Raw genomic sequence first — 25,131 nt, forward strand, 5'->3', positions numbered from 1 at the left:
AGTGGCGAGCTGACGACCTCATGACGGGCACATTGCGAATTCCCAACCTGACGCGGCCGGCCTCACGAGGCGGGGAAGGTGACGCGCGCTTCCAGCCCCGGCCGGGCGTCGTGCAGCCGCACCTCCGCGCCATGCAGCCTGGCCACGGCGGCCACAAGCGCCAGACCCAGGCCGCTGCCCGGCGCGGAGCGACTATGTTCCAGCCGATAGAAGCGGTCGAACAGCTTCTCGCGTTCGACCGCCGGCACGCCGGGCCCATCGTCGGTCACCCACAGCACGGGCGCGCTCACGCCGCGAGCGACCCCGACGCGGATCGCCGCGCCCTCCCCGGCGTGACGCAGGGCGTTTTCGACCAGATTGACCAGCATCTGGGTCAGCAGCTCCGGGTCGCCGTCGATGACCACGTCCGGTTCGCCCTCCAGCCGAAGGGTTTGGCGCGCGTCCTCGGCCGACGGCGCGAAAGCGTCGACGACCGTGCCGGCCAGTTGGGCCAGGTCGGTGGCGCGGAACGCCGCCCGCCTGGCCCCGCCCTCGATCTGGGCGATGCGCAGCAGCGCCGCGAAGGTGTCGAGGATGGTGTCCAGGTCGTCTAGCGCGCCCTCGATCGCCTCGCCCCGCTCGCCTTCGCGGGCCAGGCCCGCCTCCAGGCGCTGGCGGAGCCGGGTCAGGGGCGTGCGCAGGTCGTGGGCGATGTCATTGGACACCTGGCGCAGGCTCTCCATCAGGCCGGTGATCCGGTCGAGCATGCGGTTGATGGTCTCGGCCAGGCGATCCAGGTCGTCCTGCGATCCGCGCACCGGCACGCGGCGGCTCAGGTCGCCGTCGATGATCGCCTCGGCCGTGCCCGAGATCGCCGCCAGTCGCCGGTGGACGTCGCGGCTCAGCGCAAAGCCGCCGGCCACGCCCAGGATCACCACCCCCGCGAACGCCCAGCCGAAGCCGCGCAGCACCGCCCCGTCCAGCGCCTCGATCCGCGCCTCGTCATCGCCCACCATCAGGCGATAGCCGCCGGGCAGCGCCGCGGTGAGCACCCGGATCGGCTCGACCTCGCCGTCACGCCGCCCGCTGCGGACTGTCGACCAGCCGGGCCTCGCCCCGCTGACGGCCAGACGGCCGGCCAGGGGCTTGGCGCCCGGGCCGACCAGGCCATAGTCCAGCGCACCGGGCGTGCGGTCCCGCTCGCGGACGGCCTGGACGACGCCCTCCAGACCCTCGCTGTAAAACTCCTGGGTCAGGGCCCCGGATTCGGACTGGATGCGGGCGTCGAACTGCTCGGACAGCGCGCTCCGCGTCGTCAGCAGGGTGATCGCTCCCAGCGCCACCACCGACAGAGCGAAGGCGGCGGTATAGAGCGCCGCCAGGCGCAGGCTGGTGGAGCGGAACATCTAGTCCGGTTCGCGCAGGCAATAGCCCGCGCCGCGCACCGTATGGATCAGATCGTGGCGCTGGCCGCGATCGACCTTGGACCGCAGCCGGCTCATGTGGGTCTCGACGATGTTCGTCTTGGGATCGAAGTGGAAATCCCAGACGCTCTCCAGCAGCATGGTGCGCGTCACGACCCGGCCGGCGTGGCGCATTAGATATTCCAGCAGTTGGAACTCCCGCGGCTGCAGTTCGACCCGGGCGCCGGCTCGGATGACCGTGCGCTTGAGCCGGTTCAGCGTCAGGTCCGACACCTGCAGGGTGGCTGGATCCTCCTGCGGCGGCGGACGGCGGGCCAGGGCGTTGACCCGGGCCTGCAGCTCGGCGAAGGCGAACGGCTTGACCAGATAGTCGTCGCCGCCCGCCTCCAGACCTTCCACGCGATCGTCGATGCCGCCCAGGGCGGTCAGCAGCAGAACCGGCGTCTTGACCCCGGACGCGCGGATCGTCCGCAGGATCGCCAGGCCGTCGATCTGGGGCAGCATGCGGTCCAGCACGATGACATCGTAGGTTTCGGCGGCCGCCAGCATCAGGCCCTCTCGGCCGGTCGCGGCGTAGTCGACCGTATGACCGGCCTCCGACAAGGCCCGCTTCAGATAGGCCGCGGCTTCCTTGTCGTCCTCGACCAGCAACAGTTTCATGCGGCCAACCTGCCTCGATTTGCCGGGAGAAGAAATCGCCTAGTCGGAGTTCCTCCCTCGGCCCCGTTCTCCAGCAGCTTGCCCTCGGCCGCCTCGCCCCCCGACCGTCGCGACCCTTGGGGCGATGGCCGCGCGACTACCGATCGCCAATCGAGATGGCGTTCTCCCGGGCCCGCAGATCGGCCTCGGCGGCGGCGACATAGTCGCGTGTCAACGGCGCGCTCCCCTGCCGGCTGACCAATTGCAGTTGGAACACCACGACCTGTTCGTAACGGAAGGCGGTCTCCGACATGGCCAGGTAGTATTCCCACATCCGGCAGAAGCGCTCGTCGAACATCGCGACCGCCTCGGCGCGACGGGCCATGAACGCCGTGCGCCAGGCCCGGAGGGTTTCCGCGTAATGCAGCCGCAGCACCTCGATGTCGGAAACCACCAGGCCCGATCGCTCGACCGCCTTGAGGATGTCCGACAGCGACGGCAGGTGGCCGCCGGGGAAGATGTAGCGGGTGATCCACGGATTGGTGACGCTGGGCGCGTCCGAACAGCCGATCGTGTGCAGCAGCATCACCCCGTCGTCGGTCAAACGCTCGCGGCAGGTCTTGAAGAAGGTCTCGTAGGCCCCGAGCCCCAAATGCTCGAACATGCCCACAGAGACGATCCGGTCGAACAGGCCCTCGACCGCCCGATAGTCGGTCAGGGCGAACCGTGTCCGGGCCGCCAGCCCGGCCGCCTGGGCCCGGCTCCGCGCGCGGGCGATCTGCTCCTCCGAGAGGGTGACACCCAGCACCTCGGCGACACCGGCCACCCCCGCCAGGTACAGCGCCAGTCCGCCCCAGCCGCAGCCGATGTCCAGCACGCGGTGATGGGGCTCCAGCAGCAGCTTGGCGGCGATGTGCCGCTTCTTGGCACGTTGGGCGTCGGCCAGGCCCTGACCGGGATGTTCGAAATAGGCGCAGGAATATTGCCAGTCCGGATCCAGGAAGAGGGCGTAGAGGGCGTCGCCCAGGTCGTAGTGATGGGCCACGTTGCGGCGCGAGCGGCCCGGGTCGTTGCGCTGGCGCCAAAGCTGGGTGGCCGTGCGACAGCGATCGAACGCCTGGACGATCGGCGACGGGTTCGCCTCGCCGTCGTTGTCGAGGATCAGGCTGAGAAACTCGTAGATCGTTCCCCGCTCCATCGCCAGCCGGCCGTCGGTGAACAGCTCGCCGGTCTTGAGGTCGGGATCGAGCAGCAGCGCCCAGACGGCGGCGTTGTCGGTCAAGCGGGCGACGATCGGCTCGCCCGCGCCGTCGCCGAACGCCAGGGGCTCGCCGGACGGCGTGATCAGCGTCAGGGCGCCGCGCCGGACCAGCGGCGTCAACGCCTTGCCAAGCGCCCAGACGGCGAAACTCACGAGGCTGGGCTCGCGACCGCCGGGACCATGGCCGCCCGCCGCACCGGCAGACGGGCGAAGATCTCCGCGCCCGTGGCGGCGAAACGCGCCTGGCCGAACCGCTCCAGCACCCGCGACCGCGCGACCTGGCCCATCGTCGCCAGCCTGTCGGGCGTCCGCAGCAGGCATTCCAGCGCCTTGGCCAGCGCCTCAGGATCGTCGGGCGGAACCACCTGTCCCGTCAGTCCGTGCACCACGCTGTAGGGCATCTCCCCCACGGCGGTGGCCAGGACCGGAAGACCAGCCTGCATCGCCTCATGCACCGCCACGCACAGGCCCTCGCGGCGCGACGGCTGCAGATAGAGGTGCAGGCCGGCTAGAAACTCGCGTGGCGTGTCGCAGAAGCCGGTGAGATTGACGTTCTCCAAGCCCGCCAGATGGAGCATGGCCTGCAGCCGCTCACGCTGCGCGCCCTCCCCCGCGATCTCGATCTCGAACGGCGCGGGCGGGATGAAGCCGTTGGCCCGCATGTGGGCCAGCGCCCTGATCAGCACGTCATAGCCCTTGGCCGTGTGCAGGCGCCCCAGCGTTCCCAGTCGCAGCGTCTCGCCCGGCCGCCAGGGCGCGGCATGAGGCGCGGCCGCGTCGGCGGCGAACAGCGGCCAGGCGGCCAGGCGGTCCGGCTTCACCTTCAGACGCGCGGCGGTCAGGGCCGTGACGCTATAGGAGTCGCCGATCCATAGGCCCGACAGTCTTCGGGTCGCGCGCAGCAGCAGCCGGTTGGCCGGCTTGAGGAAGGCGTTGTGCTGCCAGCTGACGACGGGCACGCGACGCCGCAGGCCGACGATCTGGCCCAGCAGGGTGGCGCGGGTCAGCGAGGTCCACAGCAGGTCGGGCTGCTCCTCGGCGACGATCCGGTCCAGCCAGCGCAGGGCGTCGACGTGATCGCGCTCGCCGCCGGGCCGGACGCGGACATCCAGCCCCTGACGGATCATCGGCGGCAGGGCCCGACCATCCCGGCGCGTCAGGGCCAGAACCTCGACCCTGGCGCCCTGGTCGGCCAGCACCTTGGCCACAGCCGGAACCGGCAAGGCCGCGCCGCCGCCTTCGAGGGAATTGATCACGTAAAGGATGCGCATCAGAACGCCCCCGTTCCGGTCCACGCCAGGTCGGGCGTGTCGACCACCGGCCGCACCGGCGGGTCCGGCCAGGCCCGCCCCGCGAACCGCGCCACGGCGCGCGCCGCGCGCTGGGCCGAGGGCTCGCCGGTGAGGTCGAAACGCTCGTCGAACAGGGCCTCCTGCACCGGCCGCCAGACGGTCGCGTGCTCCTGGCGGGAGCGGTCGATGGCCGGGCCCAGGTCGGCGGCGTCCTCGATCACCGGACCGGCGCGCCAGTGGCCGAAGTTCGGGTCGCCGGTCCAGGCGAAGTGGTGGCTGTTGAGGAAGACGCACGGCCTGGGCTTGCGCAGGAACTCGTAGATCTGGCTGCTGACGTCGCCCAGATAGAGGTCGGCGCGCTGGGTGTAGACCATGGTGGTCGAGGCCCGGCTGCCCAGGTCGATATGGATGTTGGGCGCGCGAAGATAGCGCTCCTCGATCCGCCCGGCGCGGTCCAGCCGCAGCTTGTCGATCGTCGCCACGAACGGCCGTTCGAACAACATCACATGGGGGGCGAAGATCAGATGGTGGTCGTCATGCTCGACGAACCAGTCCAGCACCTGGCGGCCGGCCTCGTACCAGGACGACAGGTGCGGCGAGACGTGCGGGTTGTACAGCGTCACCGGCCGGCCGTCGTCCAGCAGCGGGTGGGTCGTAACCCCCGCCGGCAGCAGATCGAACTTGGGGTAGCCGACGATCGAGATCTTGGCCGGATCGACGCCGGTCTCGTGGATCAGCCGGTCGCGGATCTTGCGACCGGAGACCAGGACGTGGTCGAAACCGGCGCTGGCCTTGTCGAAGCCGATGGCGCGGTCGCCGGCCCCGTGGCGGGTGTGGACGATCTTCAGATCCTTGAGCCTGTAGCGGGTCTTGAGGATCAGCGAGGTCTTCTCGGCCACCACCAGGATGTCGAGCGACCGAAAGAATTCGAGGTTGTCGCCGTAGACCAGCAGCTTGATGGCCGGCAGCACCGCCTCGGCGGTGGCGGCCAGGATCTTCGACGAGCGCCGGGTCAGGCCCAGCTCGACCAGGCTGACGCCGTGGCCGATCAGGCCGCCGCCCAGGCGGATCACCTCGGCGGTCAGCCGCCGACTGGTGGTGGCGACGACGATCTCCAGGTCGCGGTCGCCACCGGTCAGGGCCAGGGCGATCGGCAGGCTGTGCGCCACCTGATGGACCTGGTCATGGTTGAAGAGAAATCCAATGCGCATGGCCCAACGACGCCACGCCCGCAAATGCCCCTCACCGATTCCTAACCGTGGGTCGGACGCTGATCAGGCCGCCCGCCGCGGCAGGACCGTGGGACGGGCGACGCGAGCCTTGAGGCGGTCCATCAGGGTTCCGAGCGTATCGCAGTCGGCGCCCACCATGTCGTCGATCTCGATGTGGAAGTGATCCTCGATCTCGACCAGCACCGCCTCGTAGGCCTCCAGCGAAAGGCGGAGATCGCAGATCCGCGTCGGACGCTGCAGCAAGTCGCGGGCCAATCCCGCCTTGGTCGAGATCAGGTCGGCGACGTCGTCGTCGGTGAGAAAGGCATGCGCGAAAAGGGCGTCGATCATGGCGCGAAGCTCCCGTGGGGTCTGGTCCAATGACGCCGCGCGGCGAGCGCCTCCTCACCGATTTGACGCGCCTTACGCCAGCATCCGGCCGTCCTCCATCCGCAGCACCTGGTCGGCTTGGTCGGCCAGCCGGGCGTCGTGGGTGACACAGACCACGGTGGCGCCGCTGGCGTGGGCCTCGGCCCGCAACAGGGCCGCGATCTGCCGCCCGTTGTCGGAATCCAGGGCCGAGGTCGGCTCGTCCGCGAAGATCAGGGCCGGCCGCTTGGCCAGGGCCCGGGCGATGGCCACGCGCTGTTTCTCTCCGCCCGACAGCTCACCGGGACGGTTGGACATCCTTCGCTCCAGCCCCACCGCCGCCAGGGCCTGGACGGCCCGCGACCGCGCCTCCCGCGCCGAAGCGCCCAGCCGCCGCAGCACGATCTCGACCTGCTCGCTGGCGGTCAGGGCGGGCAGCAGGTGGAAGCCTTGGAAGATGAAGCCGGAATGAGCCAGCCGGAAGCGATCACGCTGGTCGGCGCTCATCGGGACCAAGGCGCGGCCCAGGGCCTCGACCGAACCGGCGTCGGGGCTCAGCAGGCCTGACAGGATCGCCAGCAGGGTCGACTTCCCCGAGCCGGACGGACCGGTGATCATCACCAGCTCGCCGGGCCTCAGGCTCAGGCTGACGGGATGCAGGGCGTCGATCCTTAGAACGCCCTCGCCGTAGTGCTTCCGCACCGCCTCGGCGCGCAGGGAAATGGTCACGTCGCATGTCCGCCCAAAGCCAGCAGCAGGTCGACATAGTCCTGGGCGCGGACGGCCTGGGCGTTGGTCAGGGCCACGTCGGCGTCGGCGGCCCCGGCCTCCAGGGCGGCCAGGGCCAGTCCGTCGATGTCGCCGTCATCGTGCCGCATCTGTCCGGTTCCGAAGGCCCGGACGGCCTGGGTCCAGGACCTCTTCGCCACGGCTTCGGCGGTGGCGGCGTCCTGCAAGGCCGCCAGGTTCAGCCGGGCTTGGCCCCAGGCCTCGCCAACTGTCTTTCGGTAGGCCAGTTCGGCCAGCTGCGCCTCGGCCTCGGCGCCGCGCTTGCGAGCCTTGGCGGCGCCCCCGTCCAGCAGTTCGTGGGTCAGCCCGCCGGCGACCGCCCAGGCCAGCGCCCGCACGTCCAGCAGATAGAGCAGATCGGTGTCGCCGGACCCGACGCCGGCGGTCAGCGTGAATCTCGGACGCGACGCGGCGACGGCCTCGGCCCGACGGGCGTCGGCGGCCTGCAGGCGGGCGAACGCGGCCTGAATGTCGGGACGCGCCAGGACGGCTTCGGACGCGATCGTGGTCGTCGATGGCGTGGCCGGAATCTCGTCGCCCGCATAGGCCGGCTCGTCGATGAGCTTGTCCTGTCCCAGCAACAAGCCCAGCCGCATCCGGTCAGCCTCCACGGCGTGCTTGGCGCGCTGGACCTCGGCGCGCGCCCGCGTCTGGGCCGTCCGCGCCGACGTCAGCTCCTCGTCACGGGCCGAGCCCTCCACCGTCTTGCGGCGGATCAGGTCCTCGATTTGTCCCGCCAGGCTCGCCCGGAGTTGGGCGGCCGCGCGATGCTCCTGATCGGCCCGCAGGCCCACATAGGTCCGAGCCACCTCGGCCAGCACCAGTTGGCGCGCGGCGGCGACGTCCTGCAGGGCGGCGGCCTCGTCCGACTTGGCCGCCTCCTGGCCGTGCTTCAGGCGATGAAAAAGATCAACCTCGTAGCCGCCCAGCACGGGCGCGCCGGCCCCGGCGCTGCTCGACGAGAAGTCGGCCCCGCCGATCGCGGCCTCGGCGCCGATCGTCAGGCGCGGCCTGCCGCCGGCCCGGGCCAGATCGACATCGGCCCGCGCCTTCTCCAGCCGCGCCAGGGCCATGCGGATGTCCAAGGAACCCAGCTCCGCGTGGGCCAGCAGGTCGGCCAGGACGGGATCGTCGAGGGTCGGCGACCAAGGGTTCGCCGCGAGCGACGCGGCGCCCGGCGCTGGTGTCGGGGCGCGCGGCGACCCGGCCGACGTCGTCGCGGGCGTCACGGCCAGGACGGCGGCAAGCGCGAACCTGATCATCCGCCGATCCTCGCCAACACGCGCTGACCCAACCGCAGGGTGTTGGGCTCGTCGAACGCCAGGACCAGGCGCAGCACCCGGCCATCGGCCCGGCCGCCGGGCTGGTCGTCCAGGGCCGCGGCCTCGAAGGACGGCGAGATTCGAAGCACCCGCGCCTTCAGCACGCGCCCCCCGCCGGCGGCGTCGGTGACCCAGGCGACAGCGCCGGGCGTGACCCGGTCGACAAAGGCCTCGTCCAGTTCGGCGCGGACGATCCGGGGTCCGTCGGGCGCCAGGATGAACAGGGGTGTTCCTGACGCAGCCACCGCCGCCGCGCCCACCGCCGCCGTGCGGCGCAGGATCAGGCCCGACGCCGGGGCTCGAACCGTGCGGACGGTCCGTTCCAGCTCGGCCAGGCGTTGGCGAGCTCGCGCTACGTCCACGGCGCGAGCCGCCTCGTCGGTCTGGGCGGCCGCCACCGCCGCCGCCTGCTTGGCCTGTTCGGCTTCGCGCCGGGTGGCGGCGTCGGCCAAGGCCAATCGCATCAGGCGCGCGGCTTCGATCGCCGCCGCCGAGGACCGCGCCTGAGCGCCTCGCCAGGCTGCCACCTGCTGGGCGGTCTCCGCCGCCGCCTGGGCCGCCAGCAAGGCGCTGCGGTCGGTGTCGAGCTCAGCCATCACCGCGCCGCGCTCGACATGCGCGCCCTCCTCGACACTGACCTGGGCGATCAGCCCGTCGCGCGGCGCGGCGATCGGGATCAGACCGCCCTCGACGGCGACTACGCCTCGGGCCACGGCGACCGGCGCGGGACGGTTCTGGGCGTCGGCGACGTCGGGGCCCTTCTGGCAGGCGGCCAGCAGCACCCCGGTCGCCAGCAGGACCGGAATCAGGACGCGGCCGTTGGGCGCGTGGCGGGGCATCGTCAAAATCCTCACAGAAGCAACACGGCCGGATCGGCCCGCGCGACTCGGCGCAGCGCCCACAGGCCCGAGCCGAAGGCGACCAGCGCCACCAGGCCGATCGCGGCGGCGACCATCGGCGCGGTCAAGACCAGCGGCGTGTCGCCCAGCCGCGCCGCTATCGCCAGGACGGCGGCCAAGGCGCCGGCAAGCAGCACGCCGGCCGCCGCGATCCAGGCGGTCTGGGCCAGGACAATGGCGCGCAGGGCGCCGATGGTGAAACCCAGGGCGCGCAAGGCCGCGTAGTCCTTGAGCGAGGCCGCGACCGCCGCCGCCAGGGTCTGGCTTGTGACGATCACCGCCACCAGGATCGCCACGGCGCTGCCGAACACGAAGGCCACCCCGGCCCCGGACTCAGCCAGCCAGTAGCGGACGCTGCGGTCGGCGAAGGTCTGGCTGGTCATCGGCTCGAAGCCGCGCCGGCGCCCCACCTCGCGCAGGCCGGCGGCGACGGCGCGGGCCTGCGATGGATCGTTCAGCCGGGCGGTGAAGTAGGCCGCGCCCTCCCCGACGCCGATCGCGGGATCGAGGCGCCGGGCCGTGGCGGCTGAGGCGATGACGTTGACGCCGCCCAGAGCGCGCAGGCCCTCGGTCACCCCAACGATCCTCACCCGCCGACCGTTGATCTCGGCCAGACCGCCGACGCCGGTCTCCAGTTTCGCGAGGTCGGCGCGGTCGACCAGCACCGCGTCCGGCTCGCCCAGGACGACGCGCAGGTCGGTCGGCAGAACGTCGGACAACACCATCGCGCCAGGCCTCGGGTCCAGGCCGACGATATAGACATTGACCATGCCGTGACGACTGGTGCGCCATTCGCCCGAGCCCCAATAGAAGGGCTCGACCTGGGCGATGCGCGGGTCGGCGCGCAGGAAGAGCTCGGTCGCCCCGTCGATCGGCCGGCCCAGGTCGATGCTCTGCACGCCCGGAAACCCGACCCACAGATCGGCCGAGGATTTGGTCACATAAACGCTGGCCAGGGAGAACACGCCCAGGATCAGGCCCGCCTGCAGCAGGACCAGCAGGCCCGAGAAGCCGACGGCCACGGCGGCAGGCGCAAACCGGCGCCAGTCGAACAGCAGGGTCTTGAGCGCGAGGCCGGTCATGCGACCGGTCCTGGAGGCGTCTCGTGCCCGCCCCGTCCGATCAGCCAGACGCCGACCAGGATGGCCAAACTGCCCACGACCTGCAGCAGGCCCACGGGCTCGTGAAACACCAGCGCGCTGGCGGCGATGATCAGCACATAGCTGACCGCCGACAACGGGAAGGCGGCGCTGAGCGGCATCTCGGCCAGCACCGTCATCCAGGCGACGAAACTGGCGACCTCGCAAACCAGCACGATCTGGACCGTCGGCATGCGGATGGCGTTCAGCAGCCAGTCGGCGTCGAAACGAATCCCCGCCAGATGGCCAGCCGAGGCTTTGGCCGCGATCTGGTAGCCCAGGGTCAGCAGTGGCAGGATGGCGAACAACACCATGGGCGCGAGGCGGCGGCGGGGCGCGGGGGCGATGGCGGTCATGCGGCCAGCCCTTCCAGCGGATCGCCCATGACCAGCGGCGCCAGGGCGCGCAGGGCGCCGTTCAGCAAGCCGTTGCGATGGCGAAAATACATCGTCGCCGGGGTCAGCCGGCTGCCCAGCCGCACCTTGTCTCCGAGATTGGCCTGGCCGCTGCGATAGCGCTTGAGGCCCCGCGCCAGGCAGCGCTCGAGGTTGAAGAACCAACTCAGGAAATAGAGGTTGTGGGCCCGGCCGCGCTCGGCCTCCATGCAGAAGAACTTGTCGAGCAGGACCTCGCCGTCCTCCAGCAGCAGGTTGAAGGCCAGCAGGTCGTCGCCGGCGTAGTACAGCACGAAGACCGCCCGGCCGGGCATGCGCGACGCCACCTCGGTGAAGAAGGCCGGGGTCAAGGTCTCCAGCTGAGCCGAGGCTCGAGCCAGGGTCTGGTGGTAGAGCGCCATGGCTCGGGGCAAATCGGCGCCGAGCGAAGACCGCAACTCCACCCGCACGCCGGACCGCGACCTCAGCTTGCGCCGCATGTCGCGCCGCGCGCCACTGGAGAGGCCGGCGAGATAGACCTCAAGGTCGGAGAAATCGATGGGCAGGTCGGCGATCGGCTGGCCGGGCACGGGGCTGTAGCCGGCGGCGGCGGTGGCCCGCGACCACAGCTCGGCCTGGGCGTGGTCGGCGTCCTTCACACCGGTCAGGACGCAGCCGGATCGCGCCGCGTCGTCCTCGAAGGCGCGGATCAGGGCGGTGAGAACGGCGGCGCGATCCGGCTGCGGCAAGTCGGGCGCGAAGCCGACCGTGGCGGTCTCGGTGCAGGGCGAGCCCAGGCAGGCCAGCTTGGGCGTCATCAGGCCCGGGGCCAAGCTTCTGACCCGCTCGGCGATCCGGCGCCCCTGCCCTTCGAATGTCGTCTCCAGGCGATAGTCGGTGATGAAGGCCGGCGCCGCGCCGACCAGCCGGCCGTCGCGATGGACCAGGACATAGCGCCAATCAAAGCCGGCCAAGCCCGCGGCCTCGATGGCGCGCAGGTAGTCGAAGCCTTCGAGGGCGCCGCCGAACAACGCGTCCCACTCGCCCCGCGGCAGGTCGTCCAGCGTGGTCAGGACCCAGGCCTCAAACATGGGACCTCATCTCGAGACTCTCGACGGCGTACGGGGCGTCCTCGCCGAAGAAGGCCGCCGTCAGCGCCGCCACCCGGTCGCGCTCCTGGTCGACGTGGATCATGTGATAGCTGTCGTCGAGCAGGTGCAGCCGCGTGGGCCCGCCCAGCGCCGTCTCCAGGCGATAGGCGTTGCGCGGATGGCTCATGTCGTCGTCGCTGGCGTGCAGGATCAGGGTCGGCGTCTGGATGGTCTTGCCGATGCGCTCCAGCCGCCGGTTCATGCGGTACATCTGGTAGAGGGCGCCCAGCGGCAGGCGGTCGATGGCGCCCTCGATCAGTCCGCCCGGCGCCCGCTCGGCCAGGCCGCGCAAGCGCTCGTCCTTGAGGCCGAACGGATGGGTCTCGGCCCAGGCCAGACGGCGCACGCCGGGCAGGTTGGCGACCAGCTGGATCACCGGCGCGGCCACGGCGAACCGCGGCATGTTCCAGCCATCGTATTCGAAGGTCATCGAATAGACCGCCGCGGCGCGGACGCTGGGCCGTTCGGCCGCCAACATCAGCCCCAGGGCGCCGCCCACGCAAATGCCGGCCACCGACACGGTGTCGACCTCTGCCGCGAACCGGTCATAGGCCTCGACCAAGCCGTCAAGCCAGTCACGCCAGGTGGTGCGCAGCAGGGTGGCCTCATCGGCCCCATGGCCGGCCAGCAGCGGCGCGTGGACCTCGAAGCCCCGCCGCGCCAGGCGCTTGGCCAGCGGCTTCATTTCGGCCGGCGCGCCGGTCAGGCCATGGACCAGCAGAACGCCGTGGCCCGAGCAGCCCGCCAGGCGCAGGGGCTGGACGCTCATGGCCGCACCGCCCGTTCCGCGTCGCGCGGCCGGCGATTGGCGCGGGCCAGAAAGCCCAGAGCGTGGGCCGGGCCGATCACGTGAACGCCGTGGGCCGCCTGCTGCTCGACCAGGGCGCGACGCAGGGCCGGGAGCCGGGTCCAGTGGACGGCTGGTCGGTAGTGGTGTTCGGCGTGGTGGCCGTTGTTGAACCAGGTGAGATTGTAGACCGGGTCGTAGCTGGAGACGCCCCAGGCGATCGGGGTCTCCGGATCGCCGTTGAAGTGCTCGTAATAGCCGTTCAGCTGCGAGAGGCATTCGCCCAGATAATAGAACGGCAGCAGGAACAGCACCGCGCGCCAGTCGATCACGGCCATGCCGATCGCGAACACCGCCACGGCGGCGAGCTCGATGCGGCCCCAGCGGGCGTCGGCGTCGCGGCCACGCGCCTTCAGCGCCTGGTAGACCGAGCCGCCGCTGTCGCGGAAGAAGCCCAGGAACACGTAGGACCAGACGCTCTCGGGCTGACCTTCCTTGCCGTGGCGATAGATCGACAGCCAGTCGCGGGTCTCGCCGTCCGGGCCGGGTCGATCGCTGTTGCCCTCATGATGGCGCAGATGGACCCAGGTGTAGAAGGTCTGGGAAAAGCCGATGGCCACCGACTCCAGCAGCGAGAAGGCGCGGTTCAGGGCCTTGGATCGGAAGTATGGCGTGTGCAGGAAGTTGTGAGACACGCCGTTGACGTTCCAGCTGATCGCCAGGGCGTAACCGAAGCCGCACAGCAGTTGGCCCCACCAGGGCCGATTGGCCGAGCCGACCACGATCCAGACCACAAAGGCCAGGTGCGCCAAGGCGGCGGCGACCGGGATCAAGTCCCACCCCGTCCAGGCCATCAGCCCCTTCGCGCGCTTCGGAAGACGGAAATCTCGCGGCGTCATCGCGCTCGCTCCTGGGTTCGAAGAGGTCACAGGCCCGACAGCCCCACGCAGGTGACGCCGGCGGCGACCAGGGCCGTGCCCGCGATCTGGACAGGAGTGAGGCGCTCCTTGAGGATCAGCGTGCCGGCCAGGGGCACGCCGGCGTAGGTCAGGGTCATGATCGGAAAAGCCAGGCCCAGCGGCGTGGTCTCCAGCACCACCACCCAGGCGACCATCTCGACGAACCAGAAGACGATCCCGGCCCACAGCAGCGGCTGGATCGCCAGGGCGGCCAGATAGGCGGGCTTGCCGTCGGCGCCGTCGGAAGCAGCCTTGAAGCACAGCTCGCGGCCGATCTCGGTGACGATGCAAAAGGCCAGCAAGCCCAGGCCAGTGGAGGTCAGGGCCGGGCTCACCGCGCGACCTCCGAAAACAGCGACAACAGGCGCAGGTTGGTCGCCTCGTTGATCCGCGACAGATCGCCCGGCGCGCCGCCGCGCGGTTGGTCGAGGAAGGCTTCGCCGCGTTTCAGCAGGTTCGAAAGCAGGTCCGGTCCGTAGCGCGGCGGCGACCAGTCGCCGACCACGTCGGCCCCGATCAACCGCGCCCGTTCCGCCACCGCTCGGACCAGGCGCTCGAGTCCGTCCAGGCGCAATCGACCCTGGTCCCAGTTGGTGACGGCGTCGTCGTCGCAGAGCACGTCCTTGTCGATCGTGACGTAGACGGCGTCGGTTTCGATGCGCGAGGCCAGCAGGTTGAGAAACCCGTCCTGGCCCATCGCCACCATCGACGGCCAACTACGGTCGCCGATCCGCAGGATCGGTCCGCCGTCCGGCGCGCGATAGGGATAGAGCTCGACCCTGCCCTCGGCGACCAGGCGCAGGTCCGCCTGCTTGGTCTCCGGGCGATCGATGTCGCCGCTGCAAACGCCGACCGTGATCACCTTGGCCACGCCCGGCAGGCGGGCGGCGCGACCGACCCACGACCCGCAGTGCAGGCCGTTCTCGAACCGCACCCAGTCGGGATGGTTGTCGAAGTGCACGACCGTCACCGGCCCGGCGTCGGAGGCTGCGATCGCACGTTCGATCAGAAGCGGCGAGACGTGGTGGAAATCGCCCGAGCCGGCGAACACCAGGTCAGGCCCCGCCCCCGCCGGCGCCGCATCGCGCAGCCGGGCGGCCAACGAGGCCAGGGCCGGCGGCCGGCTCCACAGGCGAAGGGCCGGTCCGAGATCCTGGGCCTCGACCGTCAATCCGCCCTGGTCGCGCAACACCGGTTGCGAGTCCAAGGCGTTGTCGAGGTTGAGGAAAACCGGGCGCATAGACCAGATCAGTCGACGCAGCGGCGCAGGACGGCGTCCAGGAGCTTCAGGGCCAGGTCGATCTCGTCCCTGCTGATCTCCAGCGAGGGAGCCAGGGTGATGACGTTCTTGTAGTAGCCGCCGACGTCGAGGATCAGGCCGTAGCGCTTGCCGTCGATCTCGATGTCGCCCTTCATCCCCTCGGCTTCCATGCGGTTGAGCAGGGCCTTGTTGGGGGTGAAGCCGTCGGCCTCGCAGATCTCGGCGCGCAGGGCCAGGCCCAGGCCGTCGACGTCGCCGATCTGCGGCCAGCGCGTCTGCAGATCCTTCAGGCCCTCCAGGAAGTAGGCGCCCTTTTCCATGACCTGGGCGCCGTAATCGACCTCGGCGGTCATCCGCAGGGTCTCCAGCGCCACGGCCGTGCCCATCGGGTTGGAATTGAAGGTCGAGTGGGTCGAGCCGGGCGGGAAGATCTCCGGGTTGATCAGCTCCTCGCGGGCCCAGACGCCCGACAGCGGGTTGAGGCCGTTGGTCAGGGCCTTGCCGAACACCAGCACATCAGGTTGCACGCCGAAGTGTTCGATCGACCACAGTTTTCCGGTCCGGTACATGCCCATCTGGATCTCGTCGACCACCAGCAGGATTCCGTGCTGGTCGAGGACCTTCTTCAGCTCGATGAAGAAGTTGGGCGGCGGGATCACATAGCCGCCGGTGCCCTGGATGGGTTCGACATAGAAGGCGGCGTATTCGGCCTGGCCGGTCTTGGTGTCGAGCACGCCGTTGTATTCGGTCTCGAACAGGCGGGCGAACCTGGCCACGCAGGCCGCGCCGTACTCTTCCTTGCTCATGCCCTTGGGGCCGCGGAAATGGTACGGGAATTCAATGAACTGGGCGCGGTCGCTAAAGTGGCCGAAGCGCCGGCGATAGCGGTACGACGACGTGATCGCCGAAGCGCCCAGGGTGCGGCCGTGATAGCCGCCCTCGAAGGCGAACATCAGCTGCTTGCCGTTTGATGCGTTGCGCACCAGCTTCAGCGAGTCCTCGACCGCCTGGGCGCCGCCGACGTTGAAGTGGACCCGGCCCTTGCGGCCGAACTTCCTCTCGGCGTCCTGGGCGATCAGCGCCGCCAACTCGACCTTCTCGCGGTGCAGGTACTGGCTGGCCACCTGCGGCAGGGTGTCGAGCTGGCGGTGGGCGACGGCGTTCAGGCGCGGGTTGCGGTAGCCGAAATTGACGGCCGAGTACCACATCTGCAGGTCCAGGAACTGGCGGCCCTGGGCATCGTGCATGAACGAGCCCTCGCAACCGTCGAAGAACTTGGGATCGGGCAGGTAGTGGACGGTGTCGCCATAGGAGCAGTACTGGGCCTCGAGCTCGCGCAGGGCCGCTTCATCGAGAATGGGGTGTTCGGCGTCATACATTCTGGGAAGGCTCCGGTCAGATGGCGGCGCGACGGATCAGGCGGCCATGGGCCGCGGCGAGCGTCGTGGTGATGGTGTGGAAGTCCGAGAACTCGTGGTGCGGCATGGCGCGCGAGCGGGCGTAGGCGGCCAGCTTGTCGCGGGCGAACAGCAGGTCGGCGCGGCCCGAGACGCAGAAGTCCGAACGCCCGTCGCCAATGAAGACCATGAAGTCGTCGCTCGGCGCCTCGGCGGCGGCGACCTGGCACTTGCAGACGCCGGAACCGGCCGCGCAGCCGGCGCGCGACCAGGGCTGCTCCAGCGACCGCGCCAGCGCCGCCCCGGCCAGGCGATTGGCCACCACCGGCAGATGATCCAGGCCATGGCGACCCAGGATCCGGGCGATGAAACGGTCGACCCCGTCGCTGACCACGGTCAGCGGGACGGCGTTGGCCTGGCACCAGGCGACGAACTCGGCAAAACCGTCGGCCAGTTCGACGCTGTCCAGCACCGCGTCCAGCGCCGCCTCGTCGCCGCCGATCAGGGCGATCTGGCCGCGCATGCACGCGGCGGCCGTGATCTCGCCCCGTGTCCACCGCGCCTCGAGGTCTTCCCAGGCCGGGTCGGCCAGGCGGGTCAGCACGAGATCGGTGGTGTCGACCTTGGCGATGGTGCCGTCGAAATCGCAAAAAATCCGCATCGTCCCGACTTGGCTCCAGACGCCCCTGCGCGTTCGAGCCAATGACGCCGCGTGTGTTGGGCCCCCTCACCGATTTTTCCGTGGATGATCGTCAGACCCGACCAAACCTTGAGTGGTTGCCTTCGCCTTGGCGCCGAGCCATGTCTCTTGAGCCTTCACCGACTCCTTCAGCGGGCCGAACGTCCTGGCCATGACCAGCAACGCCGACATTCAGATCCTCGCCCTACGTCCGAGCGCGCGCCCATGACGATGGACGCCGCCTCTCACCTTTCGGCGCTCGCGGCCGCCTATCTGGAACGTCGCGAGGACATGCGGCGGTTCTTCCTGGCGCGGCTGGGCGGCGGGGCGGACGTCGAGGATCTGGTCCAGGAACTCTATCTCAAGGTCCAGGGCGCTGCCGGCGAGACGATCGAGAATCCACCGGCCTATCTCTATCGCCTGGCCTCGAACCTGATGTTGGATCGCCTGCGCCGGGCCAAGCGCTCGGGCGCCCGCGAGACCGAATGGCGGCGGACCCACCACGCCACCGTCGGCGCGCTCGACGTGGCCGACACCCCGGACGCCGAAAGCGCCGTGATCGCCCGCCAGCGGCTGGAAAAGCTGTCGAAGGCGCTGGAAACGCTGTCGCCGGTCACCCAGCGCGTCTTCCGCCTGCACAAGTTCGAGGGCCTGACCCACGCCGAGACCGCCGAGCGGATGGGCATTTCGCGCAGCGCGGTCGAGAAGCACGTCAGCTTGGCCCTGGGCCACTTGCTCAAGCGGGTGGGCCCATGACCGTGACCGATATGCCTCACCGGACCAAGATATGGGGAGGACCTTCCGATCGCGTGGCGTCATTGTGGCAGCCCACGCTCCAGGCCTGGCGCAAAGGAAGCGCAAACCGTCGATGACCGAGTCCGTCCCCCACGATCCGATCCAGCAGGCGGCCATCGACTGGTTCGCCAAGCTGCAGGGCCAGCCCGCCCTGGAGGACTGGACGACGTTCCAGGCCTGGCTGGAGGCCGATCCCGCCCACGCGGCCGCCTATGACCGGGTCGAGGCGATGTGGATCGAGCTCGATGACGTCCCCGCCAACGATGTCGAGACCGCGCCCACGGCCGAGGCGCGGCTCGCCGCCAATGTGGTTCCGCTGCGCAGCCGCCTGCAGGCCGGCACACGCCGGGGCCTGCTGGCCGGCTTTAGCGTGGCGGCGGCCGCCGCGGTCGTCGCCCTGGCCGTTGCGCCGCAGCTGACCCGTCCGACCTTCACCGACTATTCGACGCGGCGCGGCGAGACCCGCGAGGTCGCGCTGGCCGACGGCTCGCGCCTGACCCTCGGAAGCGGCACCACCCTGCGTGTCCATCTGAGCCGTAGACAGCGCGACGTGACCTTGGTCGACGGCCAGGCCAGCTTCGACGTCGCCCATCTCGAGAACCGGCCGTTCGTGGTCGGCGTGGGCGAGCGCGAAGTGCGGGTGCTCGGCACGGAGTTCAGCATTCTCAGCCATGCCGACCGCCTGGCGGTCACCGTGCGTCGCGGCCTGGTCGCGGTCTCGGGCGGACAGGAGGGCACGGTGCGGCTCGCCAAGGGCCAGCAGTTGATCCACGTCCCTGGCGCGACCACGAAGGTGCGCGACACCGACCCCGACGCCGCCTTCGCCTGGAAGTCCGGCAAGCTGATCTACGACCGCACGCCGCTGATCGAGGTGGTCGCCGACCTCAACCGCTACGTCACGACGCCAATCCGCGTTGATCCCAGCGCCGCCTCGGTGACAGTCTCCGGCGTCCTGCTGGTCGACGAGGAGGCCGCCATGGTCCGGCGTCTGGAATTGTTCGCCCCGGTCGTCGCCGAGACGAAGCCGCGCGAGGTGGTCCTCAAGGCCAAGACGGCGCGCCGCTGACCGTGGCGGGCAAGATCGAGCGCGCCGGCGGCCGGGTCTGGGCCGCCGTCTTCGGGGCCAGCCTCGCGGGGCTGGGCTACGCCCTGCCCGTTCAGGGCGCGCCGCGCCTTTTCGCCGGCCGGCTCTCGCCCGTCGTGCGGCTGCAGATCGCCGCCAAGCCGGTCCACGCCGCGCTGATCGATTTGGCTCTGCAGTCGGAGCTTTCCCTGGGCGGCGACCTGGAGGCTTGCCAGGGTCAGGCTCCGGCCCTTTCCGGCCGCCTGTCGGTCTCCAGCGCCCTGGATCGCATCCTGGCGGGCAGCGGGTGCGGTTATCGCCAGCCCGACCCGCGCACGGTGATCATCCACCGTCTGGCGTCCCGCGCCCGCCCCGCGACCGCGCCCTCGACTTCGGATTCGGCGGTCACGCCGCTAGGGCTCGGCGAAGTGGTGGTGACCGCCCAACGCTATCCCAACCTACCAGGCCGCACGCCCTACGCCATCTCGGTGGTCTCCGGCGGAACGCTTGAAAGCGAGTCGGTCAGCAGCCTTTATGAGCTGGCCGGCCAAGTGGCCGGCATGACGGTGACCAACCTGGGCCCGGGGCGCGACAAGGTGCTGCTGCGCGGCCTGTCGGACGGCGCCTTCACCGGCCAGACCCAGTCGATGGTGGCGCTCTATCTCGACGACGTGCCGATCACCTACAGCGCCCCAGACCCCGACTTGCGGCTGGCCGACGTCGAACGGGTGGAGATCATGCGCGGCCCGCAGGGCACGCTCTACGGCGGCGGCTCACTGGGCGGGGTCATGCGGATCGCCACACGCAAGCCCGACCTCGATCGGTACCAGGCCAGCGCCTTGGCCGGCGCGAGCCTAACCGAGGGGGGCGGATATGGCGACGAGCTGGAAGCGATGGCCAACGTGCCGATCGTTCACGGCCGCGTCGCCCTGCGCGCCGTGATTTACCGCGAGAACCAGGACGGCTACATCGCCAACCGCGCTCTTGGCCTCAAGCGCGTCAACGGTTCCGAGCGCGCCGGCCTTCGGGCCAGTCTGCGCGCCGCGCTGGTCCCGGGCTGGACGGTGACGGTGGGCCTCACCAATCAATCGATCAACAACGCCGACACCCAGTACGGCCTGCGACGGTTGGGTCCCAGGGTCCGCGACACCACGGTGCGCGAGCCGCACGAGAACGACTTCGACCACCTGTCACTGACCCTGGCCGGCGAAGGCGATTGGGGTCGCATGACCGGCTCGATCTCGCGCCTCTCGCACCATTTCGGCAGCCGCTACGACGCCACCTCGGCCTCGGCGCTCTATGGCCTGGCCGGCGCCCCCGCAGCGTTCGACGAGGACAAGGGCATTGACCTGACCGTCGCCGAGGCCACCTACGCCACGCCGGGCGAACGCCGGTTGCATGGCCTGGTCGGGGCGTTCGCCTCGACAGGCTCGATCCGGCTCGACAGTAGTCTGCACGCCCTGCCCGCCCAATCGCCGGCCGTCTATGCCGAGCGGCGGCGCGACGCCATCAACGAGACCGCCGTCTATGGCGAGGTGACGTACGAGGCTACGCCGCGCCTGTCGGCGACAGCCGGGCTACGCTGGTTCGACTTCCGGTTCGACACCGACTCGACGGTCGTCCAGCCAGCTGGCCAGCGCGCGACCCGCCAGTCCGACGACGCCACGGGCCTGTCGTCGAAACTTCTCCTCAGCTACGACGCACGCCCCGGATTGCTCGTCTACGCCCAGGCGGCCGAGGGCTATCGGCCGGGTGGCTTCAACACCGCCGGCCGGATCGGTCAGGTGTTCGACGCGCCCGAGACGCCGCCGCGCCGCTACGAAGCCGATGAGCTTTGGAACTACGAACTGGGCGTCAAGCTACACGTCTTCGACGACCGTCTGCAGGGCCGCGCGGCGGTGTTCTACGCCACCTGGGAGTCGGTGCAGAGCGACCAGTATCTGGCCGACGGCGCGGCCTACACGGCCAATATCGGCAACGGCGACAACCGCGGCGTCGAGGCCGAGGCGGCCTTCCGCGTCAGCGAGCGCCTCGACCTGCGCGCGGCGGCCCTGCTCAACGACCCGGAGGTCACCAAGCTCAATCTCGCCTTCAGCTCGCGCAAGGACGCCAGCCTGCCCGGCGTGGCGCGCGCTTCGGCCAGCCTTGGCCTGGACTATCACCGCGACCTCGCCGGCGGCCCCACCCTGCGCCTGCAGGGTCAGGCCTCCTATGTCGGCCCGTCCTACCTGACCTTCGACGCCGACAAGTCCCACGAGATGGGCGAATATCTGGGCCTGCGCGGCGTCGCTAGCCTGACGACGCCGGGCTGGACGCTCAGCGCCACGTTGGACAATCCGCTGAACAGCCACGCCAACAGCTTCTCGTTCGGCAATCCGTTCCTGATCACCCGCGACCAGATCGTCACCCCGCCGCGTCCGCGGACTTTGTCGCTGCGGCTGTCAGCCCGATTCTAGCGCCATTGAAGGACGCCCCACGCAGACGCACTCGACCTGGCTGATGTGAGCCCTCATATCGGCGGCCTTTGCCGCGTTGACGGCGGTCTTGGCCAAGGTCGGAGTCTCCCAAATCAACTCCGACTTGGCCACCTTCGTCCGCACCGTGGTGATCCTGATCGTCTTGGCCGCCTTCGTCACCGCCACCGGGCAGTGGCAGGCGCCCAGCGCCATCACCGGCCGCACCTGGCTATTCTTGGCGCTCTCCGGCCTTGCGACGGGCGCGTCCTGGGTCTGCTATTTCCGCGCGCTCAAGGTCGGTGACGCGGCGCGGGTGGCGCCGGTCGGCAAGCTCAGCGTCGTGCTCGTGGCGGTCTTCGGCGTGGCCTTCCTCGGGGAGCGCCTCAGCGCCGCCAATTGGGCGGGCGTCTGCTTGATCGCCGGCGGGGTGGTGCTGGTGACCTGGCGAGTTTAGGGCCGATAGGCGAGACAGGTGGACCCTGTGGCCCCATTGGCGTGTCCAGGTCCACTCCCCCTCCCAGGCGAGGTCCGATCGCCCGGCTGTCGCACGGTCCAGTCAGTGCTCCCAGATCTTAGAGGCCGGGGGGCGGCGCGATCGGGCGCCCCGGCCCACCCAGATGTCCGGGGTCGACCGCGTGTCCGATCGACCGCGCCAGATAGGGTCCGTATAGCCGTACGCCCTTGCGATAGGTCTTGGGGAGAAGAACCGCAGCCACGGCGAGCAGGATCACGAGGACGACCCACCCCTCCCAAGGCGCTGTATTCGGGCTCCCCCCGGCCGCAAGCGCTAATCCCGCCACGCCGACGGCGCTGCCCAAGGCAAGGCCGGCCACGACGTCTGAGAACCAGTGGGCGCCGACATAGATCCGTGACAGGCCGGTAAGGCCGATCATCAGCGCGGCCAGGCCGCCGATCAGCCACCTGCCGTTCCTGGAACGCCCTCGGCCACAGATGAAGGCCAGCGTGATGAACAAAGCCGCCGCCGACGTGGCATGTCCGCTCGGAAAGCTGAAAGCGTCGGCTCCGGTGTAGAGCAAGGACGGTCGTGCGAAGTGAAAGGCGGTCTTCAGGCTCGGCGCCAGGATCGCCGAGGCAATCATCACCACCGACAGGGCCAAGGCGTCGCGCGCACGACGGCGGTAGAGCAGAAACATGACGATCAAGACTGTCGCCGTCGTGCGCTCGGACCCGTCCCCTAGCGCCGACAACGCGATCATCAACCTATCGGTCCACGGCGCGCGGTGGGCGAACAAGCCTTCCGATACGACCGCGTCGAGGCGGACGATTGGCCCGTGGGTCAGTATGCCGATGGCCAAGATCAGAATGATCGCGACCGGCAGCAGCATGCCGGCCGCCAGCAAACAGGATCGCCAAGCGGCGCGCCCTACGCCTCGACCTTGTCGGACGAAGGCGATAACGCCGAGCGTGGCGGCGACAAGCAGGGCTAGGGCGAGCCCGACCTGACACAGGGCAAGAGCGGGGATCACGCGACGCGCGTCCTATGCGGATTGGTCATCGAAGCGCTCTTGGGGTTTCGGTGAGGACTGAACAGCTCCGCGTCAGCCTGATGGCCCGCAGGTTAGCGCCCTATCGCCAAAGCTATACAACTTCCCAATCTAGATCGTCTTGGGCATCAGCTCTGGCGAGGACGCCAGCCTGCCCGGCGTGGCGCGCGCTTCAGCCAGCCTCGGTTCGACGATCACCGCAATCGCGCCGGCAGCCCATCCTGCGCCTGCTGGGTCAGGCCTCCTATGTCGGCCCTTCCGGGCTGGCTTTTGACGCCGAACAGCCCACGAGATGGGCGAGTATCTGGGCCTGAGCGGCGTCGTCAGCCTGACTAAGCCGGGCTGGACGCTCAGCGCCGCCGGACAATCCACGGGACAGCCGTGCTAACAGCTTCTCGTCGGCAATCCATTCCTGATCACCCACAACCAGATCGTCACCCGCCCCGGCCTCAGACCCTGGTGGCGCGTCTGACGGCCCGGGTCTAGAGCGCGCGCGATCGGCCCATGCGGTAGACGGTTTGGCCGGTCAGGTCGCGGAACTCCAGATCCAACTGTTCGGCGTCCAGCCTGAACGTCGCAAAGCCCGGCCGGGAGAGGCCGTAGCACGTGCCGTCGACCGCCTTGAGCGCATCCCTGGCCTCCGCGCCCGAGCCCGTGCAGACATAGTCGACGCGCCCGCGCCGTATGTGCTGCAAGCTGTGGTCATGGCCATTGAGATAGACTTGGACGCCATGAGCTTCGAGCAGCGGGGCGACCTGCTCGACGAGTTCGGCGCTGTCGCCATGCCCGCCCGAATAGACCGGATGGTGTCCCATGACGATCTTCCAGGGCGCGCGGGAGGCCTTCAGTTCGCGCGCGAGCCAGGCGATTTGCCTTGCGGCGTCCTGGCGCTCCACATGGCCGCGCGCCACCTGCTGCAGAATTTCGTCGTAGTTGCCCTCATCGACGATCGGTGAGCTGTCCATCACGAAGATGTCCAGAAGATTCGTTCCAAGTTCAGCGCCGCCGATCTTGAAATAGCGACTGGGCATCCGCCAGCGATGGCTGAGCGCCGAATAGTCGATCTGGGCCTGTGGGGCGCCGCGGTAGTCGTGATTGCCGAGCGCGACGTACCAGGGGGTTTGCAGAGCCGGCGCGGTATAGACGTCTTCGAACGAGCGTCGCCAATGCGGATCGGCCACCGACTTCACCCCCGCCGGATAGAAGTTGTCTCCGGCCGATAGGACGAGTCGGCTCGCGATCTCTTCGGCCGTCTTCCCCATGGCTTGGGCGACCTGCCGCTGCGATTGCCGGCCTTCACGCCCCCAATCGCCAATGGCGACGAACGCGAACTCGCCGGCCTCTCGCGCCACCGCCGCCGTCGTCGGCCAAGCGGCGCTGGCCCCGAGGCCTTGCAGGAGCATCCGACGGTCGATGGGAGAGACGGGCAATGTAATCTCCTGAACAATCGGCTTGGAGGATCCAGGCCCGTGCGTTCAGAGACGCCACCGTATCAGCCGCACCTCATCGTTTCGCCCGGATCGAAGAATGCTGACGGCGCGAAATCCGAGACATGGTCCTTGCCGAGCCGCGGCTGTCAGCCCCGCGCTAGTCGCCGCCGTAGCCCGCCTCCAGCCAGCAGACGCTCAAGTCATCAGCTCGGCGAGAATGCGCCCTGACCGTACCCGATCAGGCGCTCAGATGGACTGTTTTGCGGACTCTCAGAATTCTTCCCAATCGCCGCTGCTGGGCTGGGCCGAGCCGGCGAAGGCGGCCAGCTTGGCCTGGGCGGTGCGGACCGGGTTGGCGCCGGGGCGACTGGCGGCGGTGGCCGGGGCGACGGCGGGCCGCGGGGCCGGACGGGTCACCTGGGTCGCCGGGGCGGCGCGGCGGGTGCTGGAGCGCACCGCGGCGCTGGCGCCGCTCACTTGAAAACGCCCGATCATCTGCATCAGGCCGTTGGCCTCGCCCTTCAGGGCGTGGCTGGCGGCGGTGGACTGCTCGACCATGGCGGCGTTCTGCTGCACCGTCTGGTCCATCTGGTTGACGGCGGCGTTGACCTGGTTGAGGCCGGTGGCCTGTTCCGTCTGGCCGACCATCGACACGCCCTGGCTGACCTGCTGCGACGAGGTCGAGATCAGGGTCTTGATCTCCTTGGCGGCGTCGGCCGAGCGCTGGGCCAAGGCCCGCACTTCCTGGGCGACGACGGCAAAGCCACGGCCAGCATCGCCAGCCCGCGCGGCCTCGACGCCGGCGTTGAGGGCCAAAAGATTGGTCTGGAAGGCGATCTCGTCGATCACGCCGATGATCTGGCTGATCGACTGCGACGACTTCTCGATCTGGTTCATGGCGTCGACGGCGCCGCGCACCACCACGGCCGAGCGCTCGGCGTCCGAACGGG

Annotated in this window: 26 protein-coding genes; 4 read left to right on the forward strand and 22 right to left on the reverse strand. The window is 69.7% G+C overall.

Annotated features, from left to right (window positions below; genetic code table 11):
• Positions 1-62: 62 nt before the first annotated feature.
• The 19 genes from ASD47_RS14305 to ASD47_RS26680 form a co-directional block, all read right to left on the reverse strand.
• Positions 63-1,385 (reverse strand): HAMP domain-containing sensor histidine kinase, encoded by a 1,323-nt coding sequence (locus tag ASD47_RS14305; protein ID WP_056757706.1) that lies wholly within the window; start codon positions 1,383-1,385, stop codon positions 63-65.
• Entirely contained in the window at positions 1,386-2,063 is a 678-nt protein-coding gene (locus ASD47_RS14310; protein WP_056757710.1) for a response regulator transcription factor, read from the reverse strand.
• A gap of 136 nt (positions 2,064-2,199) precedes the next feature.
• Positions 2,200-3,456 carry a cyclopropane-fatty-acyl-phospholipid synthase family protein gene (locus tag ASD47_RS14315; protein WP_056757713.1) on the reverse strand — a complete coding sequence of 419 codons (1,257 nt, stop codon included), beginning with the start codon at positions 3,454-3,456 and terminating at the stop codon, positions 2,200-2,202.
• Positions 3,453-4,574 carry a glycosyltransferase family 4 protein gene (locus ASD47_RS14320; protein WP_056757716.1) on the reverse strand — a complete coding sequence of 374 codons (1,122 nt, stop codon included), beginning with the start codon at positions 4,572-4,574 and terminating at the stop codon, positions 3,453-3,455. The genes ASD47_RS14315 and ASD47_RS14320 overlap by 4 nt, the downstream gene beginning before the upstream one ends.
• Positions 4,574-5,806, reverse strand: a complete 1,233-nt coding sequence (locus tag ASD47_RS14325; RefSeq protein ID WP_056757720.1) for a hypothetical protein — start codon at positions 5,804-5,806, stop codon at positions 4,574-4,576. The genes ASD47_RS14320 and ASD47_RS14325 overlap by 1 nt, the downstream gene beginning before the upstream one ends.
• Before the next feature lie 63 nt (positions 5,807-5,869).
• Positions 5,870-6,157, reverse strand: coding sequence for a hypothetical protein (locus ASD47_RS14330; RefSeq protein ID WP_056757723.1), 288 nt, complete (start codon positions 6,155-6,157; stop codon positions 5,870-5,872).
• Positions 6,158-6,229: 72 nt separating this feature from the next.
• Complete coding sequence (locus tag ASD47_RS14335) at positions 6,230-6,904, reverse strand: ABC transporter ATP-binding protein (protein WP_056757726.1); 675 nt, start codon at positions 6,902-6,904, stop codon at positions 6,230-6,232.
• On the reverse strand, positions 6,901-8,226 hold the full coding sequence (locus ASD47_RS14340) for a TolC family protein (protein WP_056757727.1): 1,326 nt from the start codon (positions 8,224-8,226) through the stop codon (positions 6,901-6,903). The genes ASD47_RS14335 and ASD47_RS14340 overlap by 4 nt, the downstream gene beginning before the upstream one ends.
• Positions 8,223-9,125, reverse strand: coding sequence for an HlyD family efflux transporter periplasmic adaptor subunit (locus tag ASD47_RS14345; RefSeq protein ID WP_056757732.1), 903 nt, complete (start codon positions 9,123-9,125; stop codon positions 8,223-8,225). The genes ASD47_RS14340 and ASD47_RS14345 overlap by 4 nt, the downstream gene beginning before the upstream one ends.
• 11 nt (positions 9,126-9,136) lie before the next feature.
• Positions 9,137-10,267, reverse strand: coding sequence for an ABC transporter permease (locus tag ASD47_RS14350; RefSeq protein ID WP_056757735.1), 1,131 nt, complete (start codon positions 10,265-10,267; stop codon positions 9,137-9,139).
• Entirely contained in the window at positions 10,264-10,680 is a 417-nt protein-coding gene (locus ASD47_RS14355) for an EamA family transporter (protein WP_056757738.1), read from the reverse strand. Before ASD47_RS14355 ends, ASD47_RS14350 begins: the two co-directional genes overlap by 4 nt.
• Positions 10,677-11,789, reverse strand: a complete 1,113-nt coding sequence (locus tag ASD47_RS14360) for a GNAT family N-acetyltransferase (RefSeq protein ID WP_056757741.1) — start codon at positions 11,787-11,789, stop codon at positions 10,677-10,679. Before ASD47_RS14360 ends, ASD47_RS14355 begins: the two co-directional genes overlap by 4 nt.
• Positions 11,782-12,618 (reverse strand): carboxylesterase, encoded by an 837-nt coding sequence (locus ASD47_RS14365; protein WP_056757743.1) that lies wholly within the window; start codon positions 12,616-12,618, stop codon positions 11,782-11,784. Before ASD47_RS14365 ends, ASD47_RS14360 begins: the two co-directional genes overlap by 8 nt.
• The gene (locus ASD47_RS14370; protein WP_230983666.1) at positions 12,615-13,490 is read right to left on the reverse strand and encodes a fatty acid desaturase; all 876 of its coding nucleotides are present in this window, start codon (positions 13,488-13,490) and stop codon (positions 12,615-12,617) included. The genes ASD47_RS14365 and ASD47_RS14370 overlap by 4 nt, the downstream gene beginning before the upstream one ends.
• A gap of 71 nt (positions 13,491-13,561) precedes the next feature.
• A complete protein-coding gene (locus ASD47_RS14375; RefSeq protein WP_056757748.1) occupies positions 13,562-13,930 on the reverse strand; it encodes a permease in 369 nt (122 codons plus the stop codon).
• Positions 13,927-14,835, reverse strand: a complete 909-nt coding sequence (locus ASD47_RS14380) for a hypothetical protein (protein WP_082564619.1) — start codon at positions 14,833-14,835, stop codon at positions 13,927-13,929. The genes ASD47_RS14375 and ASD47_RS14380 overlap by 4 nt, the downstream gene beginning before the upstream one ends.
• Before the next feature lie 8 nt (positions 14,836-14,843).
• The gene (locus ASD47_RS14385; protein WP_056757751.1) at positions 14,844-16,235 is read right to left on the reverse strand and encodes an aspartate aminotransferase family protein; all 1,392 of its coding nucleotides are present in this window, start codon (positions 16,233-16,235) and stop codon (positions 14,844-14,846) included.
• A gap of 16 nt (positions 16,236-16,251) precedes the next feature.
• Positions 16,252-16,914, reverse strand: coding sequence for an MtnX-like HAD-IB family phosphatase (locus ASD47_RS14390; protein WP_056757755.1), 663 nt, complete (start codon positions 16,912-16,914; stop codon positions 16,252-16,254).
• Between the two features lie 66 nt (positions 16,915-16,980).
• Positions 16,981-17,124: a hypothetical protein gene (locus tag ASD47_RS26680; RefSeq protein WP_156402250.1), complete on the reverse strand. Its 144-nt coding sequence runs from the start codon at positions 17,122-17,124 to the stop codon at positions 16,981-16,983.
• 33 nt (positions 17,125-17,157) lie between these two features.
• Between ASD47_RS26680 and ASD47_RS14395 the strand changes: the two genes are divergently transcribed.
• The 4 genes from ASD47_RS14395 to ASD47_RS14410 all read left to right on the forward strand — a co-directional run bounded on the left by ASD47_RS14395 (position 17,158) and on the right by ASD47_RS14410 (position 21,700).
• Positions 17,158-17,688 carry an RNA polymerase sigma factor gene (locus ASD47_RS14395; protein ID WP_163232185.1) on the forward strand — a complete coding sequence of 177 codons (531 nt, stop codon included), beginning with the start codon at positions 17,158-17,160 and terminating at the stop codon, positions 17,686-17,688.
• Between the two features lie 112 nt (positions 17,689-17,800).
• Positions 17,801-18,793 carry a FecR domain-containing protein gene (locus ASD47_RS14400; RefSeq protein WP_056757758.1) on the forward strand — a complete coding sequence of 331 codons (993 nt, stop codon included), beginning with the start codon at positions 17,801-17,803 and terminating at the stop codon, positions 18,791-18,793.
• Positions 18,794-18,795: 2 nt separating this feature from the next.
• Complete coding sequence (locus tag ASD47_RS14405; protein ID WP_056757762.1) at positions 18,796-21,246, forward strand: TonB-dependent receptor; 2,451 nt, start codon at positions 18,796-18,798, stop codon at positions 21,244-21,246.
• A 55-nt stretch (positions 21,247-21,301) separates the two neighbouring features.
• A complete protein-coding gene (locus ASD47_RS14410; RefSeq protein ID WP_056757765.1) occupies positions 21,302-21,700 on the forward strand; it encodes an EamA family transporter in 399 nt (132 codons plus the stop codon).
• A gap of 118 nt (positions 21,701-21,818) precedes the next feature.
• On the opposite strand, the gene ASD47_RS14415 is transcribed toward ASD47_RS14410, so the two are convergent.
• The 3 genes from ASD47_RS14415 to ASD47_RS14425 form a co-directional block, all read right to left on the reverse strand.
• The gene (locus ASD47_RS14415) at positions 21,819-22,592 is read right to left on the reverse strand and encodes a phosphatase PAP2 family protein (RefSeq protein WP_156402251.1); all 774 of its coding nucleotides are present in this window, start codon (positions 22,590-22,592) and stop codon (positions 21,819-21,821) included.
• A gap of 641 nt (positions 22,593-23,233) precedes the next feature.
• Positions 23,234-24,181, reverse strand: coding sequence for a tartrate-resistant acid phosphatase type 5 family protein (locus tag ASD47_RS14420; protein WP_156402252.1), 948 nt, complete (start codon positions 24,179-24,181; stop codon positions 23,234-23,236).
• A gap of 270 nt (positions 24,182-24,451) precedes the next feature.
• A partial coding sequence (locus ASD47_RS14425; protein WP_235525884.1) for a methyl-accepting chemotaxis protein occupies positions 24,452-25,131 on the reverse strand: 680 nt, incomplete at its 5' end.

The organism is Caulobacter sp. Root1472 (assembly GCF_001426985.1).
Taxonomy (GTDB): Bacteria; Pseudomonadota; Alphaproteobacteria; order Caulobacterales; family Caulobacteraceae; genus Caulobacter; species Caulobacter rhizosphaerae.

Coding starts and splice junctions, on each gene's coding strand:
- ASD47_RS14305 (WP_056757706.1), bottom strand. CDS start 1,385: ATGTTCCGCTCCACCAGCCTGCGCCTGGCGGCGCTCTATACCGCCGCC.
- ASD47_RS14310 (WP_056757710.1), bottom strand. CDS start 2,063: ATGAAACTGTTGCTGGTCGAGGACGACAAGGAAGCCGCGGCCTATCTG.
- ASD47_RS14320 (WP_056757716.1), bottom strand. CDS start 4,574: ATGCGCATCCTTTACGTGATCAATTCCCTCGAAGGCGGCGGCGCGGCC.
- ASD47_RS14325 (WP_056757720.1), bottom strand. CDS start 5,806: ATGCGCATTGGATTTCTCTTCAACCATGACCAGGTCCATCAGGTGGCG.
- ASD47_RS14330 (WP_056757723.1), bottom strand. CDS start 6,157: ATGATCGACGCCCTTTTCGCGCATGCCTTTCTCACCGACGACGACGTC.
- ASD47_RS14340 (WP_056757727.1), bottom strand. CDS start 8,226: ATGATCAGGTTCGCGCTTGCCGCCGTCCTGGCCGTGACGCCCGCGACG.
- ASD47_RS14345 (WP_056757732.1), bottom strand. CDS start 9,125: ATGCCCCGCCACGCGCCCAACGGCCGCGTCCTGATTCCGGTCCTGCTG.
- ASD47_RS14350 (WP_056757735.1), bottom strand. CDS start 10,267: ATGACCGGCCTCGCGCTCAAGACCCTGCTGTTCGACTGGCGCCGGTTT.
- ASD47_RS14355 (WP_056757738.1), bottom strand. CDS start 10,680: ATGACCGCCATCGCCCCCGCGCCCCGCCGCCGCCTCGCGCCCATGGTG.
- ASD47_RS14360 (WP_056757741.1), bottom strand. CDS start 11,789: ATGTTTGAGGCCTGGGTCCTGACCACGCTGGACGACCTGCCGCGGGGC.
- ASD47_RS14365 (WP_056757743.1), bottom strand. CDS start 12,618: ATGAGCGTCCAGCCCCTGCGCCTGGCGGGCTGCTCGGGCCACGGCGTT.
- ASD47_RS14370 (WP_230983666.1), bottom strand. CDS start 13,490: ATGGCCTGGACGGGGTGGGACTTGATCCCGGTCGCCGCCGCCTTGGCG.
- ASD47_RS14380 (WP_082564619.1), bottom strand. CDS start 14,835: ATGCGCCCGGTTTTCCTCAACCTCGACAACGCCTTGGACTCGCAACCG.
- ASD47_RS14385 (WP_056757751.1), bottom strand. CDS start 16,235: ATGTATGACGCCGAACACCCCATTCTCGATGAAGCGGCCCTGCGCGAG.
- ASD47_RS14390 (WP_056757755.1), bottom strand. CDS start 16,914: ATGCGGATTTTTTGCGATTTCGACGGCACCATCGCCAAGGTCGACACC.
- ASD47_RS26680 (WP_156402250.1), bottom strand. CDS start 17,124: ATGTCGGCGTTGCTGGTCATGGCCAGGACGTTCGGCCCGCTGAAGGAG.
- ASD47_RS14395 (WP_163232185.1), top strand. CDS start 17,158: ATGACGATGGACGCCGCCTCTCACCTTTCGGCGCTCGCGGCCGCCTAT.
- ASD47_RS14400 (WP_056757758.1), top strand. CDS start 17,801: ATGACCGAGTCCGTCCCCCACGATCCGATCCAGCAGGCGGCCATCGAC.
- ASD47_RS14415 (WP_156402251.1), bottom strand. CDS start 22,592: ATGCTGCTGCCGGTCGCGATCATTCTGATCTTGGCCATCGGCATACTG.